Origin of the sequence: Streptomyces gossypii, assembly GCF_025165795.1 — a bacterium.
Classification (GTDB): domain Bacteria; phylum Actinomycetota; class Actinomycetes; order Streptomycetales; family Streptomycetaceae; genus Streptomyces; species Streptomyces gossypii.
The window spans coordinates 196,644-222,596 of the sequence record NZ_JAJAGO010000002.1; the positions used below are offsets into that span (position 1 = coordinate 196,644).

25 protein-coding genes, 1 tRNA gene and 1 pseudogene are annotated in these 25,953 nt (G+C 67.7%); 9 read left to right on the forward strand and 18 right to left on the reverse strand.

The window, feature by feature from the left end; translation table 11 throughout:
- Positions 1-86 precede the first annotated feature (86 nt).
- Positions 87-308, reverse strand: a complete 222-nt coding sequence (locus LHJ74_RS04370; protein WP_260216165.1) for a hypothetical protein — start codon at positions 306-308, stop codon at positions 87-89.
- Between the two features lie 432 nt (positions 309-740).
- Between LHJ74_RS04370 and LHJ74_RS04375 the strand changes: the two genes are divergently transcribed.
- Both LHJ74_RS04375 and LHJ74_RS04380 read left to right on the forward strand, forming a co-directional pair.
- Positions 741-2,075: a hemolysin family protein gene (locus LHJ74_RS04375; protein WP_260216166.1), complete on the forward strand. Its 1,335-nt coding sequence runs from the start codon at positions 741-743 to the stop codon at positions 2,073-2,075.
- Entirely contained in the window at positions 2,072-3,088 is a 1,017-nt protein-coding gene (locus LHJ74_RS04380; RefSeq protein ID WP_260216167.1) for a hemolysin family protein, read from the forward strand. Before LHJ74_RS04375 ends, LHJ74_RS04380 begins: the two co-directional genes overlap by 4 nt.
- A 100-nt stretch (positions 3,089-3,188) precedes the next feature.
- Here LHJ74_RS04380 and vanX read toward each other — a convergent pair whose 3' ends face one another.
- The 3 genes from vanX to vanH are packed head-to-tail and all read right to left on the reverse strand — an operon-like array spanning position 3,189 to position 5,864.
- Positions 3,189-3,833 (reverse strand): D-Ala-D-Ala dipeptidase VanX, encoded by a 645-nt coding sequence (gene vanX, locus LHJ74_RS04385; protein WP_260216168.1) that lies wholly within the window; start codon positions 3,831-3,833, stop codon positions 3,189-3,191.
- Between the two features lie 14 nt (positions 3,834-3,847).
- On the reverse strand, positions 3,848-4,894 hold the full coding sequence (gene vanA / locus LHJ74_RS04390) for a D-alanine--(R)-lactate ligase (protein ID WP_260216169.1): 1,047 nt from the start codon (positions 4,892-4,894) through the stop codon (positions 3,848-3,850).
- The gene (gene vanH / locus LHJ74_RS04395) at positions 4,887-5,864 is read right to left on the reverse strand and encodes a D-lactate dehydrogenase VanH (RefSeq protein WP_311203252.1); all 978 of its coding nucleotides are present in this window, start codon (positions 5,862-5,864) and stop codon (positions 4,887-4,889) included. The genes vanA and vanH overlap by 8 nt, the downstream gene beginning before the upstream one ends.
- Before the next feature lie 106 nt (positions 5,865-5,970).
- Between vanH and LHJ74_RS04400 the strand changes: the two genes are divergently transcribed.
- Positions 5,971-7,314 carry a UDP-N-acetylmuramoyl-tripeptide--D-alanyl-D-alanine ligase gene (locus LHJ74_RS04400; RefSeq protein ID WP_260216171.1) on the forward strand — a complete coding sequence of 448 codons (1,344 nt, stop codon included), beginning with the start codon at positions 5,971-5,973 and terminating at the stop codon, positions 7,312-7,314.
- Between the two features lie 28 nt (positions 7,315-7,342).
- Here the strand turns inward: LHJ74_RS04400 and LHJ74_RS04405 are convergent, their stop codons facing one another.
- The gene (locus LHJ74_RS04405; RefSeq protein ID WP_260216172.1) at positions 7,343-8,500 is read right to left on the reverse strand and encodes a lipid II:glycine glycyltransferase FemX; all 1,158 of its coding nucleotides are present in this window, start codon (positions 8,498-8,500) and stop codon (positions 7,343-7,345) included.
- Between the two features lie 90 nt (positions 8,501-8,590).
- Positions 8,591-8,772: pseudogene (locus LHJ74_RS04410) on the reverse strand (hypothetical protein); the annotation flags it as partial.
- A gap of 460 nt (positions 8,773-9,232) precedes the next feature.
- Between LHJ74_RS04410 and LHJ74_RS04420 the strand changes: the two are divergent.
- Together LHJ74_RS04420 and LHJ74_RS04425 are read left to right on the forward strand one after the other, a co-directional pair.
- A complete protein-coding gene (locus tag LHJ74_RS04420) occupies positions 9,233-9,928 on the forward strand; it encodes a response regulator transcription factor (RefSeq protein ID WP_260216173.1) in 696 nt (231 codons plus the stop codon).
- On the forward strand, positions 9,906-10,991 hold the full coding sequence (locus LHJ74_RS04425; RefSeq protein WP_375546657.1) for a sensor histidine kinase: 1,086 nt from the start codon (positions 9,906-9,908) through the stop codon (positions 10,989-10,991). The genes LHJ74_RS04420 and LHJ74_RS04425 overlap by 23 nt, the downstream gene beginning before the upstream one ends.
- Positions 10,992-11,597: 606 nt before the next feature.
- Here LHJ74_RS04425 and LHJ74_RS04435 read toward each other — a convergent pair.
- Positions 11,598-11,670: transfer RNA gene (locus LHJ74_RS04435), tRNA-Ala, on the reverse strand.
- Positions 11,671-11,802: 132 nt separating this feature from the next.
- Between LHJ74_RS04435 and LHJ74_RS04440 the strand changes: the two genes are divergently transcribed.
- A complete protein-coding gene (locus LHJ74_RS04440; RefSeq protein ID WP_260216175.1) occupies positions 11,803-12,354 on the forward strand; it encodes a ParB/RepB/Spo0J family partition protein in 552 nt (183 codons plus the stop codon).
- A complete protein-coding gene (locus LHJ74_RS04445; protein WP_260216176.1) occupies positions 12,355-13,905 on the forward strand; it encodes a serine/threonine-protein kinase in 1,551 nt (516 codons plus the stop codon).
- 42 nt (positions 13,906-13,947) lie between these two features.
- On the opposite strand, the gene LHJ74_RS04450 is transcribed toward LHJ74_RS04445, so the two are convergent.
- The 7 genes from LHJ74_RS04450 to LHJ74_RS04480 all read right to left on the reverse strand — a co-directional run bounded on the left by LHJ74_RS04450 (position 13,948) and on the right by LHJ74_RS04480 (position 20,491).
- Positions 13,948-15,348, reverse strand: a complete 1,401-nt coding sequence (locus tag LHJ74_RS04450; protein WP_260216178.1) for a hypothetical protein — start codon at positions 15,346-15,348, stop codon at positions 13,948-13,950.
- Positions 15,345-17,384, reverse strand: a complete 2,040-nt coding sequence (locus LHJ74_RS04455; RefSeq protein ID WP_260216179.1) for a vWA domain-containing protein — start codon at positions 17,382-17,384, stop codon at positions 15,345-15,347. Before LHJ74_RS04455 ends, LHJ74_RS04450 begins: the two co-directional genes overlap by 4 nt.
- Positions 17,385-17,578: 194 nt before the next feature.
- Complete coding sequence (locus tag LHJ74_RS04460) at positions 17,579-17,713, reverse strand: DLW-39 family protein (RefSeq protein WP_003958712.1); 135 nt, start codon at positions 17,711-17,713, stop codon at positions 17,579-17,581.
- Between the two features lie 957 nt (positions 17,714-18,670).
- Positions 18,671-18,910, reverse strand: coding sequence for a hypothetical protein (locus LHJ74_RS04465; protein ID WP_311203253.1), 240 nt, complete (start codon positions 18,908-18,910; stop codon positions 18,671-18,673).
- A gap of 173 nt (positions 18,911-19,083) precedes the next feature.
- Positions 19,084-19,521 carry a hypothetical protein gene (locus tag LHJ74_RS04470; RefSeq protein WP_260216181.1) on the reverse strand — a complete coding sequence of 146 codons (438 nt, stop codon included), beginning with the start codon at positions 19,519-19,521 and terminating at the stop codon, positions 19,084-19,086.
- On the reverse strand, positions 19,518-19,739 hold the full coding sequence (locus tag LHJ74_RS04475; RefSeq protein WP_260216182.1) for a hypothetical protein: 222 nt from the start codon (positions 19,737-19,739) through the stop codon (positions 19,518-19,520). The genes LHJ74_RS04470 and LHJ74_RS04475 overlap by 4 nt, the downstream gene beginning before the upstream one ends.
- 464 nt (positions 19,740-20,203) lie before the next feature.
- Positions 20,204-20,491 carry a hypothetical protein gene (locus LHJ74_RS04480; protein WP_260216183.1) on the reverse strand — a complete coding sequence of 96 codons (288 nt, stop codon included), beginning with the start codon at positions 20,489-20,491 and terminating at the stop codon, positions 20,204-20,206.
- Positions 20,492-20,569: 78 nt separating this feature from the next.
- Here LHJ74_RS04480 and LHJ74_RS04485 point away from each other — a divergent pair, with 78 nt between their 5' ends.
- Both LHJ74_RS04485 and LHJ74_RS04490 read left to right on the forward strand, forming a co-directional pair.
- Positions 20,570-21,337 carry a GntR family transcriptional regulator gene (locus tag LHJ74_RS04485; protein WP_260216184.1) on the forward strand — a complete coding sequence of 256 codons (768 nt, stop codon included), beginning with the start codon at positions 20,570-20,572 and terminating at the stop codon, positions 21,335-21,337.
- 181 nt (positions 21,338-21,518) lie between these two features.
- A complete protein-coding gene (locus LHJ74_RS04490) occupies positions 21,519-22,355 on the forward strand; it encodes a TIGR02391 family protein (RefSeq protein WP_260216185.1) in 837 nt (278 codons plus the stop codon).
- Positions 22,356-22,391: 36 nt separating this feature from the next.
- Here LHJ74_RS04490 and LHJ74_RS34115 read toward each other — a convergent pair whose 3' ends face one another.
- The 4 genes from LHJ74_RS34115 to LHJ74_RS04505 form a co-directional block, all read right to left on the reverse strand.
- A complete protein-coding gene (locus LHJ74_RS34115) occupies positions 22,392-22,862 on the reverse strand; it encodes a deaminase (protein ID WP_311203254.1) in 471 nt (156 codons plus the stop codon).
- Complete coding sequence (locus LHJ74_RS34120; RefSeq protein ID WP_311203255.1) at positions 22,859-23,542, reverse strand: RibD family protein; 684 nt, start codon at positions 23,540-23,542, stop codon at positions 22,859-22,861. Before LHJ74_RS34120 ends, LHJ74_RS34115 begins: the two co-directional genes overlap by 4 nt.
- A gap of 36 nt (positions 23,543-23,578) precedes the next feature.
- The gene (locus LHJ74_RS04500; protein ID WP_260216186.1) at positions 23,579-24,991 is read right to left on the reverse strand and encodes a helix-turn-helix domain-containing protein; all 1,413 of its coding nucleotides are present in this window, start codon (positions 24,989-24,991) and stop codon (positions 23,579-23,581) included.
- A 198-nt stretch (positions 24,992-25,189) separates the two neighbouring features.
- Complete coding sequence (locus tag LHJ74_RS04505) at positions 25,190-25,549, reverse strand: GntR family transcriptional regulator (RefSeq protein ID WP_260216187.1); 360 nt, start codon at positions 25,547-25,549, stop codon at positions 25,190-25,192.
- Positions 25,550-25,953 lie beyond the last annotated feature (404 nt).

Consider the following 25,953-nt stretch of genomic DNA (forward strand, 5'->3'; position numbering starts at 1 on the left):
CCTCCTTCATATGTGCGTGGGGGTTCCTTCCACCGCTGACCGGTGGGCTCCATGGAGGCGGAGCCCACCAGCAGACGGGGCGAGGACTACTTGGCGGAGGCGTCCAGCGAGGCCAGTGCCCGCGCCCAGCGCGCGTACTTCAACTCGGCCAGGTCGGCGACCGTCTTGACGCCGAACGCCTCCTGAAGGAGCTCACCGTCCCGGTCCGAGACTCCCTTCAGCGCCGCCACCGGCGCGGCGAGGATCTCCGGCAGACTCTTGTCCGCCCACGCCTTGTCCAGCATCTTGTCCAGGTCGATTGAAGCCACGACAGCCCTCCCAGGGAAACGACGGATGGATAGTCCAGGCGACTCGCTGCTCCGGCGATCCGGTGCCCTGCTCAATGCGGCGACCCCTCCCGGCTGCCGTCGCCCGCACCGCGCCAGGAACATCCGAGCCGTCCCTCACGTTCTCTACACGCATGTAGAAGCATAGGGGTGGCGTGCCCCGCCCGGGCGGCATCCCGGCGGCTCGCCGGCGGAACGTCCGAAAAGCGCCCCGCCAGGCGGGGCAAGATCGCCCCCCAAGGGACTTTGCCGGTCCTTTACCATCTATCCGGGGCGCCGCCGCCTCACCGACCTGCCCAGGATCCACCGACCCGATGAGCCGAGAAGGAGCACCAGACCCGCGATGGGTGAACCTCCCAGTCCCAGCCGTGCCCTACCCAGTCATCCGCAGAGCAGTGGAGCGGGGGTGGCACGGTGACCGAAATCCTGCTGCTGCTCCTGGCCCTGGCGCTCACGCTGGCGTGTGCGGTGTTCGTCGCTGCCGAGTTCTCGCTGACCACGATCGAGCGCGGTGAGCTGGAATCCGCCGCCCAAGCGGGCGAGCCCGGTGCCGAGGGCGCTTTGAAGGCCGTACGCAAGCTGACCTTCCAGCTGTCCGGTGCCCAGCTGGGCATCACGGTGACCTCGCTGGTGATCGGCATGCTCGCCGAGCCCTCGCTCGCCGTTCTGCTGCGCGGCCCGCTTGAAGCCGTCGGCCTTCCCTCCGGGGCCGTCTCCACTCTCGCGACAGTCCTGGGCGTCGGCGTCTCGACGGTGGTGCTGATGGTGGTCGGTGAGCTGGTGCCAAAGAACTGGGCGATCTCCAACCCGCTGGCCGTGGCCAAGGTCGTGGCAGGCCCGCAGCGCGGATTCACGGCCGCGTTCGCACCGCTGATCCGGCACCTGAACAACACCGCGAACCGTCTGGTGCGCCGCATCGGTCTGGAACCACAGGAAGAGCTCGCCTCGGCGCGGACCCCGGAGGAGCTGGTCGCCCTGGCCCGGCACTCCGCACGCGAGGGGGCGATAGAGGCCGACTCGGCCGAGCTGTTCGTGAAGACCCTGCACCTGGGTGAGCTGACCGCCGAGAACGTCATGACCCCCCGTGTGGACGTCCAGGCACTTGAGGCCCATGCCACCGCCGCGGACACGGCGAACCTCACCCTGGCCACCGGCCTGTCCCTCTTTCCTGTCTACCGCGACAGCCTGGATCAGGTCATCGGCACCGTCCACATCCGCGACGTCCTCGCCCTGGAAGAGGACGAGCGGACCGACACGGCGGTCACGGACCTTGTCACCGAAGCACTGCTGGTGCCGCACTCACTGCCGGTCGACAAGATCCTTCGCCAGTTGCGCCAGGCGCGCACCATGGCCGTGGTCGTCGACGAATACGGCGGGACCGCAGGCGTCGCCACGGTGGAGGACATCGTCGAAGAGGTGGTCGGCGAGGTCCGCGACGAACACGACCCGCAGGAGGAGCTGGACCTGATGCCCGTGGCGCCGGCTGCCGACGGGCGGCCGACGTGGGAGGCGGACGGCAGTGTCCGCCTGGACCAGCTCAGCGAAATCGGCTTCGAGGCCCCGCCGGGCCCGTACGAGACCCTGGCCGGACTGGTCGCGACCCGCCTGGAGCGCATCCCGGCCGTGACCGACCGGGTCCACGTGGACGGATGGCAGCTGGCCGTGCTCCACATCGAGCACCACCGGGCCGACCGGCTCCACCTCACCGCCCCGACCGCCGATCAGACCGACAGGCAGGACGCCCGATGACCACGCTCCAGCTGCTGATCGGCGCGCTCACCCTGATCACCAACGCGTTCTTCGTAGGCGCCGAGTTCGCCCTGATCTCGGTACGCCGCAGCCAGATCGAACCGGCCGCGCATAAGGGCAACCGGCGTGCGAAGACCACCCTGTGGGGCGTGAAGCACCTGTCCGCGGTGATGGCCACCGCACAGCTCGGCATCACCGTCTCCTCCCTCGTGCTGGGCGCGGTCGCCGAACCGGCCATCGCCCACCTGCTGGAGCCGCCGTTCCACGCGGTCGGCGTGCCTGATGCCCTGATCCACCCGATCGCCTTCGTGGTCGCACTCACGGCGGCGACGTATCTCCACATGCTGATCGGCGAGATGGTGCCGAAGAACATCGCGCTCGCTGCCCCCGCACCGACCGCGCTGCTGCTCGGTCCGCCGCTCGTCGCCCTCACCCGCGCCCTCAAGCCCGCGATCTTCGGCATCAACGCCTTCGCCAACGCCCTGCTGCGGCTGCTGAAGGTCGACCCGAAGGACGAAATCGCCTCCGTCTTCACCGACGACGAACTCGCCCGCCTGGTCAAGGACTCCAGCGAGGCCGGACTGCTCGACGCCGAGGACGGCGAACGCCTCCAAGACGCCCTGGAACTGGGGACTCGCCCGGTGGGTGAGGTGATGGTGCCGGTGAGCAGGACGGTCACAGTGGATCACCACATCACCTCGCAGCAACTGGAGCGTGCCGCTGTCGCCTCGGGCTTCTCCCGGCTGCCGGTCACCGGTCCCGGCAAGGAGGTGCTGGGCTACCTCCACATCAAGGACGCCCTGGGGGTCGCCGACCGTACCCAGCCGTTCCCGCCCAGCGCCCTTCACCCGGTCATCAAGGTCGAGATCGACACCCCGCTCGACGACACCATGACCGCCATGCGCGCCGCCGGCACCCACCTGGCCGCCGTCACCGGCAAGAAGGCAACCGTCATCGGCTTCGTGACCATGGAAGACGTCCTGGGAGAACTGGTCGGCCCCACACCCACCTGACCAGGTTGTACGGCGCGATCGCGATTCGAATCCTCCTGCGTAGCCCTGCCGACTTCGAGCGCTGCGTAGACGGCGACGCCGGGGTACGCCGCCGGGCGTCTCACCCACGCGAGGGGGAGGAGGTGATGGGGAAATCGAAGTAGGTGTCCGGATACGGTTCGTCGGCCAGCGTGTAATGCCACCACTCGCAGTCGTATGCGATGAGACCGCAGGCCTCCATGAGGGTACGGAGGTGCCGGCGGTTTCTCGCTTCGGCTTGCGTGATCCCTTGTGCTCCGTGGTGGGAGAGGGCATCCATCAGGTCATGGCCACCGCCCATGGGGACGATCTCCCGGGAAGCGAGGTCGTAGAGCGTGAGGTCGACGGTGCTGCCCCGGCTGTGACCCGACTTGGCGGCGACGTATCCCTGCTCGAACATCTCGGCCCGGCCGATGTTCGGATGGTGCCGTGCCTTCGTGCGGCCGTCTTCCGGCTGCTGTGACCAGCGCACGAAGCAGTCGACGGCGCGCTGCGGGCGGTAACCGTCCCAGAGAAGCAGGCCGAAGCCCTGGGTTTCGGCCCGCTCGCGCGCTCGTTCCAGGGCTTCGCACAGCGCCCTCGTGCCGACGATCCGATTGGCCAGGTACCCGTCCACGGGTTTGCCGGTAAAGTTGTCCCATGTGGCGTACTTGGCGTCCCAGCGCATTCCGGCTGTTCCGGCTGTTCCGGCTGGAAGCTCGTCGATGAAGACGAAGTCGTCCTTCATCGGCCTTTCCCCCTTCACCGGCTCTTTCCCGTCAAGGCCAAGGACAGGATCCGGTCGAGGACTTCGCCGAGCGGCACTCCTGCGGCCGCCATCATGCGCGGGTAGCGGCTGTACGACGTCATGCCGGGGAAGGTGTTCACCTCGTTGAGGACCACTGCTCCGTCCTCCTTGAGGAACATGTCCACCCGTGCGAGACCGCTGCACCCCAGGGCGCGGTATACGGCCATGGCCGTCTCCTGGGCGGTCAGGCGCGATTCCGCCGGAATATCGGCGGGAACGATCGCCGTCGAGTTGTCGGAACCGTTCTCCGGTGCGTCCTCCTGATGGATCCGGAAGAAACCGTGGGAGAGCGCGATCCGGTCCACTTCGCCCGCCATCAGGTCGAGTTCGTTGCCCAGGACGGCGCATCCGATCTCGCTGCCGACGACGGCCTCCTCGATCAGCACCTTCGCGTCGTACTGCCGTGCGGTCTCCACCGCGCTCTGCAGTTCCTCTGCCCGGGGCACCTTGGTGACCCCGAAGGACGAGCCCGAACGCGCCGGCTTCACGAACACCGGATAGGTGAGTTGCTCGGGGTCGATGTCCTGGTCGGCCGCGACCGTCCAGAAATTCGGCGTGGCGATTCCCGCGCTTCTGGCGACGACGTAGGCGAGGGATTTGTCCATGCACAGGGCGGAACTCTGCACATCGCAGCCCACGTAGGGGATGCCGGAGAGCTCAAGGAGCCCTTGCATCGCACCGTCCTCGCCGCGCTTGCCGTGCAGCACGGGCAGCACGACGTCGAGGGGGATCGTCTCGTACCGCTCCTGCCCCTGTTGCTTGACGAGCAGTCCGTGCACGGTGCTGTCCGGTGACAGTGCGGCCGGACGGCAGTTGCTGTTCTCCCACTCCGCATCGGGGCCCTCGCAGAGCTTCCAGGCGCCGTCCTTCGTGATACCGATGTAGAACGGTTCGTACTTCTCGGCGTCGAGGTTCCGGGCAACCTCTTGCGCGGACTTGACGGAAATGGGGTGCTCTTCGGAGCATCCGCCGAAGACGATGCCGACCTTCAACTTATCCATGCTGGCTCCCGTTTTCGAATTTCAGGCAGTTGGTGAGGGAGTTTTCGACCGTGTCCCGCAGCGCGTGGTCCGTGTAGTAGGCGGTGTGCGGGCTGATGAGCACATTCGGCAGCTCTTGCAGCCGCAGCAGTGACTTGCTTTCCACCGGCCTCCTACGGCAGTCGGCGTAGAAGATTCCTTCCTCGCCCTCGACGACATCCAGTGCCGCGCCGCCGAGCCTGCCGCTTTCCAGTGCCGACACCAGGGCCTCGGTGTCGATGAGCGCCCCACGTCCGGTATTGACGACGAGTGCACCCTGTTTCATCTGCTCGATACGCTGCCGATCCAGCAGGTGATACGTGTCCGGGGTGAGCGGCGCGTGGAGCGTGACCATGTCGCTCTGCTGCAGCAACTCGTCGAGAGAGACGTATTCGGCAGGGGCCTTGGGGTGATTGTCGTGGGCGAGTATTCGGCAGCCGAAGCCCCGCAGCCTGTCCACGACCGCGGTGCCGATGCGGCCTGTGCCGATCACACCCACGGTCAGATCGCGCAGTTCCCTGCCGCGCACTTCGTTCAGCCGGTAGTCGTGCACATCCGCGCTCCGGACGATGGATTTCGCGTCTCGCACCGCCATCAGCATCTGCATCAGCGTGAAGTCGGCCACGCTGTCCGGCGAGTAGCTGACGTTTCCCACGGTGATTCCGACGCTGTCCGCGTATTCCACATCGATGTGGTTGCACCCGATGCTCCGCGTGGACATGTACGTCACGCCGGCCCGGCCCAGCGCGAGGAGAGCAGAATTGGCGATGGAGGTCTTGTGGCCGACGCTGATGGATCGACTTCCGGATGCCAGGTCGGCATTCGCTTCGGATACCGGTGCGTCCGTGATGACCGGCGTCACACCGAAGCGAGGCGCCAACTCTCGGAACAAGGCGGCCTCATCCGGGCCGCACCCATAGACGGTGATGCAGGACGGTTCGCTGTACGTCATGTCTCCAGTCAAGGCGGCATGGTGTTGCCGGAACATATGTAGTTTTCGATATGCCGCCGATACACCGCGGCACATTGACTGGAGGCATGACCTACAAGGAACCAGCGTGATCCCCCTCAGCCTCGGCGAGATCGCCGAAGTCGTCGGCGGGACGGTCGAGGGCGACAGCTCCGCGACAGTGACCGCGCCGGCCGTGCTCGACGGGCGGCAGGCCGAGCCGGGCAGCCTCTTCGTCGCCTTCGCCGGCGAGCGCGTCGACGGCCACGTCTACGTTGGCCAAGCGGGCCGGGCCGGCGCGGTGGCCGTGCTCGGCTCCCGGCCCACGCCGCTGCCCACCGTCGTCGTCCAGGACGCCCAGGCCGCGCTGCAGTTGCTCGCCGCCCACGTCGCGGCCCGGCTGCGCGACGGGCTGACCGTGGTCGGGGTGACCGGCTCCCAGGGCAAGACCGGCACCAAGGACCTGCTGGCGGCCGTGCTGTCGAGCGCCGGGCCGACCATCGCCACAATCGGCTCGCTCAACAACGAGCTCGGTGTGCCGCTCACCATGCTGCGCGCGGACGCAGCCACCCGTTTCCTCGTCCTGGAGATGGGCGCCCGCCATGTCGGCGACATCGCCGAGCTCACCAGCCTGGTCGCGCCCGACATCGGCGTCGTCCTCAACGTCGGACAGGCCCACCTCGGCGAGTTCGGGTCGCGCGCGGCCATCGCCGAGACCAAGGGCGAGCTGGTACGAGGGCTCGCGCCCGGCGGCACCGCCGTCCTCAACGCCGATGATTCCCTCGTGGACACGATGCGTGCGCTCGCCGACGGCTCCGTGCTGACCTTCGGCCGGGCGGAGCACGCCGACGTACGGGTGCTCGGTCTGGACCTCGACCGGCTCGGCCGGCCGTCCTGCACACTGCGGACAACCAACGCCTGCGCACCCGTCGCACTGCCGCACGTGGGCGCCCACCAGGCGCTCAACGCGTCGGCCGCCGCTGCTGCCGGACTGGCGGCCGGAGTACCCCTCGACCTGGCCGCGGCGGCGCTGGCCACCGCCTCCCTGTCGCAGTGGCGCATGGAGCGGCGCGTCCTCGCCGGTGGCGCGACACTGCTCAACGACACCTACAACGCCAACCCCGACTCCACCCGCGCCGCCCTGGACGCGCTGGCGGCGATCGAGGGCGGGCGCCGCATCGCCGTACTCGGCGAGATGCTCGAACTCGGCGACGACAGTGCGGCCGAGCACCGTGCTGTCGGGGCGTACGCCGCCGCCCGGGCCGACGTGGTGGTCGCGGTCGGCGAGGCCGCCCGAGCGATCGCCGACGGCGCGGGCGAGCGCGCGGTGATGCTGGCCGACAACGACGCGGCCGTCGACTGGCTGCGCGGCCGCCTCGTCGCCGGCGATGTGGTGCTGGTCAAGGCCTCCCGCGGGGCGTTCCTCGACGAGGTCGCCGCCGCGCTCGCGTAGCCGGTCAGGCCGAAGGCCACCTTGAGGCTCAGCGCCCCCGCCGCCACATGTGGAGGTTGAAGGCCCGGTAGACCATCGGCCGCAGCGGCAGGTCCCACTCGCCGACGTACCGCACCGCCTGGCCGCCGGTGCCGACTTTGAACCGGACCAGGCCGACGTGCGGGTCGTCGGCGTCGAGGGTGGGGGTGATGCCGCGCAGGTCGTAGACGTCGCAGTCGGCCGCGAGCGAGTGGCGGATCATTGCCCACTGGCAGGCGTTGGAGCCGCGGACCTCGCGCTTCTCGGTGGAGGAGGCACCGTAGGCGTACACCGCGTGGGCTCCGGCGCGGACCAGGATGGTGGCGGCGACCAAGTCGCCCTGGTGGTGGGCCAGGTAGAGCTTGATCCGCTCGGGGTCCTCGGCGCTCAGTGCCGCGAACATGGTCTCGAAGTAGCGCAGCGGCCGGGGTGTGAAGCGGTCGCGCTCGGCGGTGTGGACGTAGAGGTCGTGAAACGCTTTCAGGTCTTCCGGACCCCCGTCGCCGACCGTGACCTCGACGCCCTCCTTGGCCGCCTTCTTGATGTTGCGGCGCCACTGCTGGTTCATGCCCCTGAGCAGCTCGTCCCCGGTCCTGCCTGCCAGCGGGACCTCGTACTTGAACTGCGGATGCCCGACCCCGAACCCGTCCTGCGGGTTCTGCGGCAGCCATCCCGCGTCCTTGAGCCTGCTGCTCACGCGGGCGCCGACCGGGTCGCCCCACTGTCCTGGCAGATCGGTCAGCCGCCGGATGCCCGGATCGGCGATGCCCTCCTTGACCTGGGCGGCGCTCCACGTGTCCGTGACCACCGGCGGGCCGAGCCGGATCGCGAACGCGCCGTGCGCCTTGAGATACGCCGCCAGCGGATTGAGCCACGCACCGATCTCGCCGCTCCAGTCGATGACCGGGCCCTCGGGCAGATACGCCAGCGTGAAGCGGTCCAGCCGCGGCACCGGGCGGTGCAGGACGAGCCCGGCACCGACCAGGCGCCGGCCGTCGAACCAGCCGAGGGACTCGCTGCGCCACTCGGTCTTGACGCGGCCCCACGCCGGGGTCTGCAGAAAGCTGACCGACCGCTGGGCCCGCACGAACGCCAAATGCCCGGCGGCGCTGATCGGCCTGACGACCGGATTCCCGGCTGCTGCTCGTACTGGTTCGCTGTAGGACATGCCACCAGTCAAGGCGGCGGGGTGTTACCCGGGTGTATGCAGTTCTCGATACGCCGACGATATGCCGCCACCCGGCGGCTCACGCGGCGTTCACCAGCTGATTCCGGCCGCCACCGGCAGGTGGTGACTGCCCGTGGCCGGCAGCAGCCACGCGCTCGTCGGCTCCGCGCCTCTAACCAGGACCTGGTCGATCCGCGCCACCGGGAACGATCGTCGATGGTGCCGTTGAAGTCACCGAGCACCAGCACCCGCTCGCTGCGCTCGACGGCGACCCGACCGTGCCCTGCACGGTGTGGTGCGGAGACGTCGTCGGCCAGCCGCTGTTGACGTAGGAAGTGGCGCCACTGTTCGCGGCATCCGGCGCAGCTTGGCGGAGGGCCTTCAGCAGATCCGGATCAAGCTTGGCCACGGCCGGACACGCGTCATCGAAGACCGTCACTCCGTCGGGGACGGCACCATCGGCCTCACTGGCGGCACCACCGAGCCCACCGCGAGGCGTAGCCGAGGACTTCGACGTCTGATGGCCGAGAACCGCGGCGAACCCCGCCATAACACCTACCACGGCCATGACGGCTATCAGGCCGCTGACAATCAGCCAGCGAACCCGCCGGGTCATTGTTCGTACTGAGGGCTGGGTTCGTGACATACCGCGAGTGAAATCAACCGAGTGTTGCCAGCACGTAGGCGATTTTCGATACGAGGACGATATGTGGCGGCTCGTATCCTTGCTGCATGCGTGTGTTGATTGTCGAGGACGAGCCCTTTATGGCCGAAGCGATTCGCGATGGCCTGCGTCTGGAGGCGATCGCAGCCGATATCGCCGGTGACGGTGACACCGCTCTGGAGCTGCTGAGCATCAACGCCTACGACATCGCCGTCCTCGACCGCGATATCCCAGGACCTTCCGGCGACGAGGTCGCCAGACACATCGTCGCCTCAGGCGGCGGCATGCCCGTCCTCATGCTCACCGCCGCCGACCGTCTCGACGACAAGGCATCCGGGTTCGAACTCGGCGCCGACGACTACCTCACGAAGCCCTTCGAACTCCTGGAGCTCGTGCTCAGGCTCAGGGCCCTCGACCGCCGGCGCGCCCACAACCGGCCTCCCGTACGAGAGATCGCGGGCCTGCGCCTCGACCCGTTCCGCCGCGAGGTCTACCGTGACAACCGCTACATTGCGCTCACCCGCAAACAGTTCGCGGTCCTTGAAGTGCTCGTCGCCTCCGAAGGCGGTGTCGTCAGCGCCGAAGAGCTTCTGGAGCGGGCGTGGGACGAGAATGCCGATCCGTTCACCAACGCCGTGCGCATCACGGTCTCCGCCCTGCGCAAACGCCTCGGTGAACCCTGGATCATCGCCACAGCGCCGGGCGTCGGCTACCGCATCGACACACCAACCGTCACCGGGCATGGGGGTGGTGACCGTGCATAGGCGGCACGGATTGAGCGTCCGCCGCAAACTCACCCTCAGCTACGCCGGATTCCTCATGGTCGCCGGCGTCCTGCTGCTCGCGGCGGTGTGGGTGTTCCTCCTGCGAAGCTACCCATCGGGCATGCTGATCCGCTCCGTCCTCCTGCGGGGCTTCGGCCCAGCGGTAGGCGCAATACTGGCATTCCTACTGGTATTCGGCCTCCTGGGAGGATGGATCCTCGCCGGCCGCATGCTCGCCCCGCTGGCTCAGATCACCAACGCCACGCGCATGGCCACGAACGGATCGCTCTCTCATCGAATCCGGCTACCGGGCCACAAAGATGAGTTCCGCGACCTCGCCGACGCCTTCGACACCATGATCGCGCGACTCGAAGCACACGTCGCCGAACAGCAGAGATTCGCAGCCAACGCATCTCACGAGCTGCGCACCCCGCTGTCGGTTTCGAAGTCACTGCTCGACGTGGCCCGCGCCGATCCGAACCGCGCCACCGACCCACTCATCGACCGCCTCCACACCGTCAACACCCGAGCCATCGACCTCACTGAAGCATTGCTCCTGCTCAGTCGCGCCGGCCAGCGCTCCTTCACCCGCGAACACGTTGACTTGTCCCTCATGGCGGAAGAAGCCACCGAAACACTCCTCCCCCTCGCGGAAAAGCGCGGCGTCATCCTCGAGACCGACGGCGAAATCGCCCCCACGATCGGATCGCCGACGCTCCTGCTGCAGCTGACCACGAACCTCGTACAGAACGCGATCGTCCACAACCTGCCGGGCCGGGGCACCGTCTGGGTCCACACCGACGTCTGCCCCAAGACCGCGGTGCTCACTGTCGAGAACACCGGCGAGCAGCTCACTCCACAGCTGGTCGCGACCCTCACCGAACCCTTCCAGCGCGGCACCGAGCGCATCCACGCCGACCAGGCTGGCGCCGGCCTGGGCCTGGCCATCGTCAAGACCATCACCGATGCACACGACGGAACCCTCACGCTTACCCCTCGCTCTGCCGGCGGGCTCCGCATCACTGTGGAACTACCCGCGCCGGCCCCGCACACCGACAGGTAGCGAGTCAGGGATTCGGCTTCGACTCCGACACCACTGAAGCGGATGGGATGCTCGTGACCAGCGCTGCCCCGTCAGGTACGCGCCGCCGCCGTGGTCACGGGCTATCCGGTGCGGCCGGAGATTCTCACCGGCAACGCGGTCAAGGCCGTCACCGCCTCGGGCCTGAGCGGTTTCGACCGACGGCTCCCCGCCCGGTACGTCACGGGCGGCGCACGGCGCAGTTGCCGCGTCAGGCGCAGGCCCGCTACCACCGGTCAGGGTATATCGGCGGCGAGCTGCCAGATGTACTCGCCCTGGCCGACGTCGTCGTCTCAGGCAGCGGGGCGGGCACGCTCGCAGACGCCGGACCCTCGCCGATGTTGTATGTCGTCTCGAACATACCCCCGGTTTCGACAGACGAGTAGAAAATCCGACAGTCCAGATCCGCCACCCCCTCGCCGCCTTCGGCCAGCCATGAAACCTGGGGGATCAGCGGGGGAGCAACGAGCTCCGCAAACCCCCAAGAAATCGGGACCTCTGGGGCACATGTCAGCACCACCGTGCTGACATGTCAGCACACAAAACCCCTCCGACCCGCGTTTCTGCAGGTCGGAGGGGCTATACGGGTGGAGCCTAGGAGAGTCGAACTCCTGACATCCGCCATGCAAAGACGGCGCTCTACCAACTGAGCTAAGGCCCCGCTGCCGACCAGAGTACCGGGTCCGGGGGATGAATTCCGACCGGGTATCGCCCTGCGACCATCACCCTCCGTAGGATGCTCCGCAACTTCGCGCCAGCGAAGCGACACCGGGGAGTCCAGGGGAGAGACGTGATGGACGCAGCACAGCAGGAAGCCGCCGCCAAGGCGCAGGAACTGCAAAGTCAGTGGTACGGAGAGCCGCTCGGGACGTTGTTCCGCCGGCTGATCGACGATCTCGGGCTCAACCAGGCCCGGTTGGCGACCGTGCTCGGTCTGTCGGCACCGATGCTGTCGCAGTTGATGAGCGGCCAGCGGGCCAAGATCGGAAACCCGGCGGTCGTCCAGCGGGTACAGGCGCTCCAGGATCTGTCGGCGGACGTCGCACGCGGCGATGTGAGCGCCGCCGACGCCACCCAGCGAATGGACGAGATCCGGCGCACAGCAGGAGGAAGTGTGCTGAACCACACATCGCAGACCTCCTCCTCCGGCGCCACGCAGACCCCGGTGAAGCGGGTGGTCCGGGAGATCCAGTCGCTGCTGAGGTCGGTCTCCGACGCCGGGGACATCCTGGAGGCGTCCGCCGCGCTGGCGCCCACCCATCCGGAGCTGGCAGAGTTCCTGAAGGTGTACGGCGCGGGCCGTACCTCTGACGCGGTGAAGCACTACGAGGAGCACCAAAGCTGAATGGGTGAGATCTTCGCGGGTCGCTACGAACTGGCGGACCCTATCGGGCGCGGTGGTGTGGGCGAGGTCTGGCGCGCCTGGGACCACCGGCGCAAGCGCTACGTGGCGGCCAAGGTGCTGCAGCAGCGCGACGCCCATACGCTGCTCCGCTTCGTACGGGAGCAGGCGCTGCGCATCGACCACCCGCACGTTCTCGCCCCCGCCAGCTGGGCGGCCGACGACGACAAGGTGCTCTTCACGATGGACCTGGTGAGCGGCGGCTCGCTGGCCCACCTGATCGGCGACTACGGCCCGTTGCCTCCCTCGTTCGTGTGCACCCTGCTGGACCAGCTGCTGTCCGGGCTCAACGCGGTGCACGCCGAGGAGGTGGTGCACCGCGACATCAAGCCCGCCAACATCCTGCTGGAGCCGACGGGTACGGGCCGCCCACATGTGCGGCTGTCGGATTTCGGCATCTCCATGCGCAAGGGCGAGCCCCGGCTGACCGACACCAACTACGTGGTGGGTACGCCCGGTTACTTCTCACCGGAGCAGATGCGCGGCGCCGAACCGGACTTCACGGCGGATCTGTACGCGGTGGGCCTTGTCGGGCTCTATCTGCTCACCGGGCAGAAACCCGACTCACTGGGCATGGTGGAGCGGTACGAGAACGGCGGTGGCGTGCCGAGCGCGCCGGAGCGGGTCCCGGAGCCGCTGTGGCAGGTGCTGGGCACGCTGCTGCAGCCGGACCCGCAGGCCAGGTTCCGTACGGCGACGGGGGCGCGCAAGGCGCTCGCAGGGGCCGCGGAGATGCTGGTCCTCGAGGGGACCCTGGAGCGGGAGATCGTGGAGGTCTTCGAGCATCTGGGGCCGCTGCCGGAGGGGTTCGGGCCCGACGGGCCTGCCGGGCGTGAGAAGCCGCAGACGGACGCCGTGGGCGGCGCGGGCGCTGTCCCCGGGGCTACGGGGGTCCCCGTCGCCCCAGCCGCCTCTGAGGCCGCTCAGGGCTCTGGTGTTTCTGATGTCTCTGATGTCTCTGGTGCCTCTGCGGCCGCTGCTGGAGCCCCGGGCGCTGCCGGGGGCAGCGGTACGGGCACAGCCGGCGGCACGGGCACCGGCGCCGCGGGCGCAGCGGAGGCCTCCGGAACGGACGGCTTCCCGCTGGCACCGCCGCTGAGCGGTACGGGCAGCGCGACCGGCGGACAGCCGCAGTCGCCGCCCCCGCACCCGCAACAGGCACACCAGGCACACCAGGCACCGGCGTATCCCCAGCCGGCATCCACACCCAGCGGCACCTTCGGCCTGGTACCAGGCGGCCCGCCCGTCGCCCAGCCCTTCGGTCCGCCCTCGGCGGAACCTGACACCCCTCCCACACCGACCCAGCCCTACACGACGTACGCGGGGCAGCAGCAGCCGTCCGGCACTGTTCCGCCGCCTCCGCCTCCGCCGCCTCCGGCCACCGCGCAGGGGCCCGTACGGCGGCCCGGACCGTCCCCGAAGGTGGCGGTCACGGTGCTGATCGCCGCCCTGCTGTGTTTCGCCGTGGGGATCTGGGCGCTTCTCGCGGGCTGAGTCACCGGTGGGCCGGGCCCACCGGCCCGGCCCACCGTCTGACTATCCCCAGCCCTGCGGCGGCTGCTGCCCCGGGTACTGCTGCGGATACTGCTGTGTCCCGTACGGGCCCGGCGCGCCGGCCGGGTAGGGCACCGCGTCGGCGGGCGCCGCGCGCCGCCGGGCGGTGAGCGTCCAGACGCCGAGGACGAGCAGAAGCACGGTCCCGGCGCCGATCCCGCCGTAGGCGAGCAGGTTCAGGCCGTCGTCACCGCTCTCCTTCGCCTCGTCGGCGGTCACGCCGTCCGTGGCCTGTTCCTTGTCTTCGTCGGTGACGCCGAAGCCCGCCTCGGCGGCGTCGCCCTCGTAGGACGGCCCCTCCTCGGCCTTGCCGGTGACGCTGGTGCGCAGGGTGACCGGCACCGAGCCCTTGACGAAATCGCCCAGTTCGGCCTTCGCGTGCACCGCAACGTAGTACCAGCCGGCGACGCCGGTCTGGGAGGCGGCGCCGTCATACGAGTAGCGGTTCACGTAGTCGACGGGGGCCGCAGCGAACGGCACCGCGGCCGGATCGTCGGCCTGGTACATGGCACCCTCACCGCCGACGTAGCCGCGCGCCGGGTTGTAGACGTCGACGCGCACACCGCCGCTCGCGTAGGCGTTCTCGTCGCTGGTCTGGGCGGTGCCGAACTCGGCGCTCAGCATGAGCCGCTGGCCCCAGTCGACGGGCACCCGGTAGAAGCGGGTCTCGCCGGGCCTGAGGCGGTCCTTCCAGACCCCCTCGTCCATTCCGACGGCGTCGTTGAAGCCGGTGCCGCCCTTGATCTTCTCCGGCTCGCCGGTCGGCGGGTCGGGTGCCGCGGTCGGCAGGTTCCCGGTCTCGGGCGGGGTGGTGGGGACGGTGCCCTTGACCGGGGGCTCCTGCATGAAGCGCAGTTCGACCGGCCACACGCTGGGGTCGGAGGTGTTCTCGCTCTCGCGCTCGACGGAGAAGTTGTAGACCCCGGCGTCCTGGCAGCCGTCGTCCGGTTTGATGACCCGGCCCGCGTTGGCGGCGAGCGGCCGTGCCGTGCCGTCGGCGCCGAAGGTGACTTCCTCGTTCGAGCATCCGGTGCCGTCGGTGTCCTCCAGGACCACGGAGATCCCGTCGCCGAAGGCGACCTTGCTGCCCGTCCGCGGCTGGGCGACGGCGGAGAGCCAAGCGCTGGACTTCGCGTCCAGTTCGACGCTGTAGTACTTCTTCTCGCCGGGGGCGAGTGTGTCGGTGTAGACGCCGCCCTTGGCGAGCCGTGGGCCGTCGGCGCTGCTGGCGGTGCCCTTGCGGGGCTTCGCGTCGTCGGCCGTGCGGTACGGGGGCAGATCACCTGGTTCCGCGCTCGCGGTGCCCGGCAGCGCCAGCACGGCGCACAGCGCTGCCGCGAGGGCGAGGGCCTGCCCCGGGGTTCCCGTCGTCCGCCGCTTCACCACGCGCCTCCCGTTGTCGATCCCGGTCCTGAGCCCGGTCCTGAAGCCGGCCCCGATCCCGCGGCCGGTCCGTTGTTCCCGCGCCGTGCCCGTGCGTAGGCGAAGGCGAGGCCGGCCAGCAGTGCGATGCCCGTGCCGCCCGCGACCGCGGCGACGACCGGGCCGGTCCATCCTGCACTGTCGTCGTCGGCGCCCGTCGCGGCGGTCCCCTCGTCGCCGCCACCGTCCTCACCGGCGCCGCCGTCACCGCCTCCGTCGCCCTGCTTACCGTCCGCGGCCTTCACCGGCGCGTTGTGCTGCGGTCCGGTCTTCTCCCGGCCCTTCACGTCGACGCGCAGGACGACACCGATTGCGGTGTTCTCGGCGATCTCGACGGCGTCGGCGCCGAGGGTGACGGCGATGTAGTAGTCGCCGTCGCGGTGTACGGGGGTGACGCTTCCCGCGATCTCGTACCGGTTGGTCCAGGAGACCGGGACGCTGCCGAGCGAGACGGCGGTCGGCTCACCGGTGTACAGCTTCTGCTGGGTGAACTCGCTGCTGCTGAGCGGAGCGCGGCTGGGGGAGTACGCGGCGGTGCGTACGAAGGAGAACTCGCCGGCGCCGTCGTCCAGGGTCGGCTCGTTGGCGAACTCCGCGTCGTAGCGGAGCTGCTGACCCCACCCGACCGGCACCTTGTACCAACGGGTCTGGGCGGGCAGCAGTTTGTCGCGGTAGACGCCCTTGCCGATTTCCTTCGCGTCGTTGAAGCCGGTGCCCCCCTCGATGTCCTCGGGCGCGCCGGTGGGCAGTTCGGCCTCCTTGCCACCCGCTCCGTACTCGGGCTGCGACTGGGCGGGTGTGACGCCCTTCTTCAGCGGCTCCTCGACGCTGTGGCGCAGTTCCAGCGGCCAGCGGCCCTGGTCCGAGGATGCCTCGCTGTGCCGGGTTACCGAGAAGCGGTACGTGCCCGCCTCGTCGCATCCGGCGCCGCCGTCCTCGGAGGGGATACGGGAGGCGGCGGCGGGCAGTGGGAAGGCGCCCTCGTCCTGTCCGAAGCGGGCACGGTCCTGGCCACAGGTGGGCGTGTACTCGCCGGGGCCGGTCAGCTTGACCTCCAGGCCGTCCAGGCTCCCCACCGGAACTCCCGGCTGCGGCACCGCCGTTGCCGAGAATCCGGCGGTGGAGGCGCTGTCCAGCGGTGCGGAGTACCAGCGGGTCTCACCCGGTCCGATGGTGTCCAGGTACTGGCCGGGGGCGATCTCCTCGGCCTGGTCGGCGGCGTCGCCGCCGGTGATCTGCTCGCCCTCGAAGCGGTAGCCGTCGGCGGACAGCTGTGCGGCGCGCTGGAGTTGGCGGGCGAGCGCCTTGGCGTCCGGGGCGTCGTAGTAGGAGCCGTGGCCGGCCTCGGCGATGCACTGGAGTTCCTTGCGCGCCTTGCCGCCGACCTGGAAGCCGATGGCGTCGATGCGCAGGTCGATGCCCTGCCCGCCGAGCTGTGCGGCGACCTCGCACGGTTCGGGGGTGCCGCAGGTGTCCTCGCCGTCGGAGACCAGCAGGATGCTGCGGCGGCCGATGGCTCCGTCGGGGGTCTTCGGGAGGTCCTCCCCCGCTTTGCGCAGGGACAGGCCGATGGGCGTGTCGCCCTTGGGCTCCACCTCGGCGACCGCCTGCTTGATGCCCTCGCGGTCGAGTGCCTCCACGGGCTTGGCCAGCCGGGTGTCGTCGCAGCCGCGCGCCTTGTCGGCGCCGTACACGCGCAGTCCGGTCGGGTAGCCGTCCGGGAGGCTGTCGACGACGGTGCCGACGGCCTTGCGGGCGGCGGCGATCCGGGTGCTGCCCGCTCCGTCGCCGTCGGCCATGGAGCCGGAGGAGTCCAGCACCATCACCATCGAGCTGTCGCCGTCCGCCGCGTCGCCGTCCGACTTGTTGTCATCCGCAACGACTGACCGGGCCGCTGTTGTCTGCGGCAGCGCCGCCCCCGGCGCCCCCAGGGCGGCCAACAGGGCGATTGCCCCGCTAACAACGGCGCTCACCCGCATCGTCTGGTGTCGTGCCATGGCCCACGTCCCCCTCGCACAAACTGCTTCGAAGCTTTGCTCAGCACCGTATTTCTTTGCATGAGCACACTTCAAGGGTGGCGGTGTCACGGTCACGCAACACATGACGAGGCCCCGACCGCCTCACGCGATCAGGGCCCCGCACGGACCTGCTGTGACTGCTGCGACTCTCTGACCGCTGTGCGTCCGGAGAGTCACACACCCGAACCCGCGGGCACGGAGTCGGTCGCCTCCGTCCACAGATCCTGCTCGGCGCGATCCGCCTGGATCTGGCGGTACACGAGGAGCCCGCCGATGGCGGCCAGTGCGACCAGGAGAAGCTTCTTCACCGCGCTACCTCGTCCTTCATAGACTCATGGACCATCTGCGGCCCGATGATACCCAACCACATGTACGCACGAGCCGAATGGCCCACACCGCTGCGACGGCGGCCACGGCGCGGCCCATGCCAAAGGCCCCCGGCGGATCGCCGGGGGCCTTCGCACGCTGGTGGGGCTAAGAGGACTTGAACCTCTGGCCTCATCCTTATCAGGTCGATCACGGCAGTTCTGTGGCCTCGCAGAACCGCTCCCGATCCGCGCTGGCCAACCGCCGAGGTTCAGCGTTGATCGAGATGGGTCGCGCCCGTTGGTGTCAAGAACTGATGTCAGAAGGACTGCGCCGTTTGACAGATTCAAGTCAGCCCACTGCGGAACCGCTGCTGTCGGCCGGACGCCGTGACCATCGGTGCCATCGACCGGTCAGAGCCCGGTTGCACGCCATGAGGAGAGCAAGGCACAGCACTAGCAAGGCCAGCCCCTTGAACAGCTCAACGCTCAAGCCACGATGATCTACGACAAGCAGGCCGCAGGCTAGAAAGAGAAGCACGAAAGCCAAGGCAAGAACCCTCGCGAAGAACACAAACAGGGGACGCATTCCTTGCATGCTCACCTCTCTGTTCGACTCAGATGCGGACCCTAGCAGCCGGGCTACTTGCTGGGCACGGCCTCCCACATCGGCCCACCCACGTCTCTCGTCGCACGCCACGATGAGCTTGCACATGCGCGCAGCGCCCCTCCCACCAGGACCAGCGGCCGACTCCAGATAATCCCGTCAACTGCGCATTGCCCGCCCCCGGCGGCACAGTGGTGTCAGTGCGGCCGAGGGCGAGTGGCTCCGGTCAGGCGATCGCTAGGCAGCGGCCCGCGGGCCGCCGGTGCGTATGGCGTCCAGCAGCATGTGGTGCTCGTACGGTTCGCCGTGGCAGTAGGCGAACCGTTCGGCGAAGAGGGAGCCGAGGTGCGTGGTCAGGCGGCTGTCGCCCGCGTCGAGCAGGAGCCGATGAAATACGCGGTCGGTGTCGGCTGACGCCGGAAGGACAGTCCACCGCAGAAGGGACTCACGTCCCGGTCCAGCAGCGACCATGAGCTGTACGGGGCGACGACCGTACCGAAATTCGGGGCGGCCTGGATCATGCCTTTGCCCGCCAGGGCTCGTACCGCTTCCCGGAAGATCGTGCGCGAGAGGCCGAGCTCTTCTCCGATCACGACCCCGCTCAGTACATACCCCGGCCCGTACCTGACGCAGCGTGCGCCGAGTTGCTGGACAAGCTGATCACTTTGCTGCGCAATGCTGTTCTCCGGTCGTTGCTGTCGAAGAGGCCATGAGGGTCATGAAGAGAACGATGTGGTCTGCGGCCGTCATCGGGGGCGGGCTGGGCTTACAAGGGCCGCAGGCGCGAGCAAGAGCGACGGTCGCTCTCCCGATACGCCTCCTTTGCTGGGTGGGAGACCGCGGGTTCCTTGTCGCTGGGATGGGCGCGGGAGAAGTACTCGATCTCCCCGTCGTCGTGCTCGGTCAGCCGGGCACCCCTGCTGTCGGCGATCCGCAGGACGTCCGCGAGGGCGGTGGCGGTGGCCGTGAGGATCAGGCGGAGCGACTGCTTGCTCACCCTGTGATCGCTCAGTGCTGCGAGGGCGCACTTGAGGATCTCGTCACCTTCGCTCAGCCGTGCTTCCTCGGCCCTGTCCGCGAGCTGGGAGAGCATGCCGTCGCTTCGGTCCGTGCTGAGGTAGCAGGGTTTGCCGGTGTCGCTTTCCCAGGGCAGCAGGCGCAGCCCCGCCCCGGGGCGGGGAGTGTCGTCTCGGATGTAGCTCACGATCGGCCCCACCCCTCAGCGGTGCGCAGGACCGTCAGCGTGGTGGTGGGGGCGATGGTCAGTATGTCGCCACTGGCGAACTTGATCCGCTTGGCCCCTCCCGGCACGTGCTGGAGGTCCTGAACACACATGGACTGGCCGCCGACCCGGATCTCGTCTCCGGTCCGGACCGTGCTGGCCATCACGTCGATAGCGACTTGTCTCGGACTGCGTGCCATCACTGACTCCTTGCGGTGCTGCGCCGGACTGATGTGACCGGGGTGGCGGCCGGTGGGCGATGGCACGGGCAGTCGCATGCCTCGTAGGTCACGGGGATACCCACGGGCTGTTTGGGGTGCGCGTGACGGCACTCGGCGTGGCTCCCGAGTACGCACTCGGGGGACCGGTAGCTCACGTGTACTCACCGCCCCAGGGCTCCGCTCCCAGGTGCAGGCAGACGAGCAGTGGACGTTGAGGGACGTGGTCCAACAACAGAGCAGCTTCATGAGCCAGCACGTACGGGCGGACAAGGGTGCTGTCGTCCATGAACGGCGGCGGTGTCCGCCGGCGCGGTGCGGCGAGGGGGGAGTTGGCGTGCTCGCTGACCGGCGAAGTTGCGCGTGCGGTCGACCGGTGGTGTCCGGATGCGGGAAAGAGCCAACGCACCATGCGTTCCACGGCTCTGATGAGGTGCTTGGTCACGTCATTCAGCTCCCTGCTGAGGGCGTTCGTCGCGGGGATCCGGGCGGGGGCTCGGAACCTCGGTGAAGATGACGGCCCACGCGGCAGCGCCTTGGCCGTCGGCGCTGAGCCCGAACTCGTCGCCTTGCTCCAGTGCGGCTAAGAGGGCGCCCCACGCCACCGATGCCGGTGAGGCAGGCGGTTCGACCTCGATGCGGATGTGGTCGGGGTGGCGTCGTAGCCGAGGTTCGAAGCCAGCGGTGGTGAGGCACGCAGCGATGGACCGTGCGCGGATCATGGATTTGGGCATGGCGTTCCTCCGCCACCAGGTGCTCACGTGGAGTGAATCTAGTTAACTAGATTAGGGCTAGTGGACTAGATTTTCCACATGGCTGCTCAACCGCCCTACCTCCGCATCGCTGACCTGTTCCGACAGCGCATCGCCAACGGCGAGTGGTCGCCCGGAGATCGCCTCGACTCCCGCGCACGACTGGCCGCCGAATACGGGACTGGTGAGAACGTCATCCGACGGGCGCAAGAACTGCTCATCTCCCAGGGCCTCTTGGAGGGCCGGGCGGGCTCGGGCACCTACGTCGCCGAGCCGCGCCAGCGGATGCGCATGGTGCGCTCACTGAGCCGCGAACGCCGTGACGGTTCACCGTTCCGCGCGGACATGGCCGACCTCGGCCGCACCGGCACGTGGGAACACCACACCGATGCCAAGGTGACACCGCCGCCCGAGATCGCCGCTCGCCTCGGCCTCGCGGAGGGCGAACTCTGCGTTCGTACCCGCTATGAATTCCTGACCGAGAGCAGGCCCGTGCAGCTCTCGACCAGTTGGGAGCCGTACGCCCTCACCAGCGGCACGATCGTGGTCCTGCCGGAGGGCGGGCCGCTCGCGGGGCGTGGCGTTGTGGAACGGATGGCGGAAATCGGCATCGAGATCAGTCACGCCGTCGAGCAGCCGGAGCCCGGACAGGCAACGGCCGAGGAGGCACAGCTCCTCGGCGTCCAACGCGGCTCCCTGGTCACCCGCATCCAGCGCACGTACTACGGGTGCGACGGACGCCCCGTCGAAACGGCCGACATCGTCGTCCCCGCCGCACACTGCGAGATCGTCTACGAGGTGCAGATCAGTGCCGGGGAATACTCCTGACACGGTCTCGGCTCAGTTCTTTGCACCCACCTCACGTGCTGGTCCCGTTCAAGGGTTGCGAACCGACCAGCGGCCGTTCCCTTCTGCCGCAAGTCGTACACGTGGCGTGTTCCCCGTACTACGATACGTGGTACGACTGGGCCAATGATGGCGCACCTTGAAGCAGGGAGAACACGGCAGAATGGTGCGACGAGACTTCTCCGCCAACGCCTTGATTCCGCACGGTCATCACCAGGACTGGGATCTAATCGAGGAAATCTTGCAGGAAATCGAGCGAGTCACCAGTCAGTGGGTGCATGCCGAGACTGAAATCTCCGTGGATGGGGTGAATAGTCTATACGGTAGGTACAGCTCGGTAATTGACGCAAAGATTGACCTGGGTGACGATCAGCGAGATGTCACGGAAGTTCATATCTTACGTACCGATCGGGACAGTGACTCGGATTCGACTATATATGTGACGCTCGCTAAGAGTCAGCGTGATACGTCATGGGTCTTGGTCTCTGGCCCAAAGAAAAAGGTTTGCGATGATCTCGCCCGCAGCCTTCAGTCGTTCATCCTGCAATTAATCAAGCACCCCCAGGCAAAAGAGGGAACCGCTCGGGTGCAAGGTGGCCTAGAGGTTCGCCTCCAGCACTTGCATCCCATAATCAAGCAGGGGGCACTGACGCGTCTCATAAATGGGCATGGCGACGAAGCCGTGGAAGAGGCGTGCAAGAGCATTGGGGCCAGGGTTCGGAAAATGAGCGGGTTGGATGAGGATGGTGCTTCCCTGATCGGAAAAGCGTTCGGGAAGAATGCATATATCGCCATCAACCCCGGTACGACGACATCAGGAGTCAGCGAGCAAGAAGGCTACATGTACTTGGGTATGGCTCTCTATCGAGCCGCGCGTAATCCTCGTGCCCACAGGCCATCTGATCCGAACTTCGACATTGATGAAGTTATAGAGTGGCTTTCCGTTGCCAGCGCTTTACATCGAGCAATCGACAGATCTACCGTTAGGCGGTCGGCATAGCGGAAGAGATTTCAATCGCCAGAATTAAGGTAGGGGCTATTCTTTCGGCGTGCCCTTGCCGAGCAGATGACTGTTAGTCAAGGTGGCCTCTTCTGCTAGATGCAAGAGCTCATCGACTCGTACGCCTGACGCCTTCATCGTGGCAACTCCCGCAGTGCCAATTACGAAGAGATCCGGCTCGCGCCAGGCGATGACCACGCGTGGAATGCCCGCCTTCAGGATGAGTTGAGTGCAGGTCAGAGGGCGGGACTTACGCTTGGCACAAGGTTCCAGGGTGCTATAAATCGTGGCCGAGGAGAGGCGGGGGTCGTCCGCCGTGAGCTTCGCGAGTGCGGATTCTTCTGCGTGGACATGTGTGTCCGTCTCGCGTGAGTAACCGTTCGCGATCTCCTCGCCTGCTGCGTCCACGATGACGGCGCCGACGGAGAACGCGGTCTCGCTCGGCGGGCAGCGGCGCGACAGCTCGATTGCGCGTCGCATCCACGCCTCGTCTTCGCTCTGGCTCATGTGTCGCTCTCTTGTTTGGGAAGGTAACGCATGAAAACGACGTCCCCGATGGCGCGTGCTTCGGCCAACTGCATCCGCCGACCGGACGACCAGGGATAGTTGGAGGGGTGGAGGAAGCGCGGAGCGTCGGATTCGCCGACGACCAGTGGCGCGACGGCGAGATGAATCTCGTCCACGAGTCCTCGCGAGAGGAACGCCGTGTGGACATGGCCGCCGCCCTCGACCATGAGCCGCCCGATTCCCCGCTTCCCCAAGTCGTCTAGCAGCGCGCCGAAGTCGAGTTCAGAGCCGGTCGACACGACGTCGGCGAGGCCGGCCAGGCGCTCCCGCAGCTTCGCTGCTGAGGGGTCGGTCGTGTACGCGACCTTCTCGCCACCGTGGTGCCAGAACTTCAGCTCCGGGTCCAGATCGCCGCTCCCGGACACAGTCACCTTCAGCGGATACGCGGGCTTCCCGTTCGCCTCGCGGGCCGCTCGCCGCTCCTCGCTGTTCACGAGCAGCCTCGGATTGTCGGCCCGCATGGTCCCGGCGCCGATGAGGATCGCGTCGGACTCCGCACGTACTTGGTCGACACGGTCGAAGTCCGCACTGTTGCTCAGGAGCAGGCGGGATGGGCTGGTGTCGTCGATGTAGCCGTCTATCGAGGTCGCAACGCTGAGTAGAACATAGGGGCGCGGCACTGCGGATCTCCTTGCCAGAGCGATATGGGCAGAGCTTCATGCCTGCTTGAGAACAGCGTCTCTCATGGCGTCCTGAAACTCATTCACGGTAATCACGCTATGCCACTTGCCCAGGTCCTCATCGAGGCGGGCGAGCTCTCGTGTGATGCGGCTCGAACCCGTCTCCACACCGATCTGGAGAGCCTGCAACCCGGCTGTCCCGGCCTGTTCGGCCTCCCCCGCTCCTGCGAGTGCGACCGCCTGGCGGGCGAGGTAGACCCCTCGGTCCCGGTGGAATCCGGCGGGAAGATCGGTGATCGCGCGGCCGAAGCCTTCGATCGCGGCTTTGTGGTCGCCGAGAGCGCTGAGGCTATGTGCTCGGTGCACCTCGATATACGCGGAGTCGAGCCACACGCCCCACGGAGAAGCTGGATTCGGGTCCAGCGCCTGGTAGAGATCGTGGGCGTGGTCGTAGGCCCGTTTACAGGCGTCGGTGTCCCCGCGCAGCGCATGACCGTGTGCACCGAAAGTCGCCGCCACGGCGGCCAGCCGACTACCCGGCTCGGCCCGGTCCTCCGCTGCCTCGGCCACGTCCAGGGCCTCAATCGCGTCGTGCATGTCACCGGCCAACTGGCTTCGTCGGACGAGGATGTACGTCGTCAGCTCCGGGTCACCGGAGAGGTGCGAGAGTTCCAGCCCTTCACGCGTCCAGTGCTGCGCGGCGCGGAAGTTCCCGGCGTCCTGGTGGAACCACCCGGCGAGCTCCGCGTACTGGGTCTGGAGCTGGACGAGCTGTTGCCGGTCCGTCCCGCGTAGTTCCCGGCGCAGGGACTTCATTGCGGCCATCTGCCGCTCGACAATCGGAATGCTCTGGTACGGGCCGAACAGGTTGTCGTTGTCGATCAGGACTCGGCGGGTGGCCTTCAGGTGCTCAATAGGGTTCAAGGCGGGCAGCGTCCCAGAGGTCGGCGAGGCGGCGGCAGCGGACGCATCACTGAATGCGGCTGCCGCCGCTGCCGTACCGAGGGTGCCGAGCAGGGCGCGGCGCGATATCGACACGAAGATGATCCTTCCGTCGTCGGTTCGGGCGGGGACGGAAATCCCCTCCGACGACGGTGCCTCAATACCTGTTTCGTCATCCAGGGGCACATGGTCGCTGGACACATGAGGCCCCGGATGGGACACATGGACAGATGAGGCAGGGCGAGGCTGAGCCGTCTCGTGAAGGCGCCGGTACTTGCGGACCAGGGTTCCCTCAGCCCTTAACGCGTGGTCGTAAGCACTGATCAGGTCGGCGGAAGCGGCCTGGTCACCTCGCTCGGCCCGCGCCATGTAGCTGGGACTGAAGTTGATCCGCGTCCCCAACTTGCTCAGCGACAGACCACGATGCGTGCGCCAGTCCCGCATCTCGGCGCCGAGATAGTGATCCGGCCCCGCGTGTGGTGTCAAAATCCTGGGCTTCTGCCCCACGCCTGACCTCCCGGTGTGTCCTACGTGACCAACTCAGCGGAACCACATGGACCGTCTTCTGATCCACCGTCGATCGCCGTACAACAGATGCACAGGCCGCAATCAGCCTATCGACGCTGAGTGCTCGCCGCAGCGACTCGGACAGGAGAGGAGTGAGCGATGACGAAGAATGAGGCGAGGCAGGGGGAGGTGACGATGCTACGAGTCGGTACCGTCAGCCAGGTGCTTTTCGAGGGACTGCACCCGCTCGGCCAACTCCACGAACTGAGCTTTGAGTTCAGCGAAATCCTCCGCTGTCACGGGGGTGGTGGTCGGGCCCGTGGGAGCGTCCGGGTCCGGGACGAAGCTCCCGCGCCCGGTGGTGAAGATCCATCCCTCGTTCCGCAACACCCCCAGCGACTTCTGCACAGTCGCCGACACGAAGCCCGACCGCTCGGACAGCTCCCGTACGGAAGGAAGCTTCTGACCGGGCCCGATGGCAGCGCTTCTGATCTGTTCGCGCAGGTCATCAGCTAGTTGCTCGAAGGGCGCCCTGGGGTCGTTCTCAGCTCTCGTCACACCTTCGAGCGTACCCGCGCCTGACACGTCCTAGCACGGTTCGTGAGCTAGCAGGCTTGCGAATTGATACGTGATGCTACAAGCTACTACGTATCAACAAACCATCGCCCGGAGGGCCCCGTGAAACGGGTCCGAAGGAAGCGACTGCTTCTTGAGAACTCAACAGTGTGTTGAAGCCGAGTGATTTTGGTCCGCGATGCCGCCTGTGCTGGGGCGTCGCGGTCCATGACCACTCGTCTGCGACGAGTCGTCGCGCCGTCCGGCCGGACGGCGCCCCAGGGGCCGCGTCCGCGTCTGACGCGGACACCAGCCCGGCAGCGGGCCACGACCAACCGACCACCACCTTGCCCGTGGCCCGCTGCCCCCTTCTTCCACTCCCGACCAGGACACAGGAGCTCCGAGAC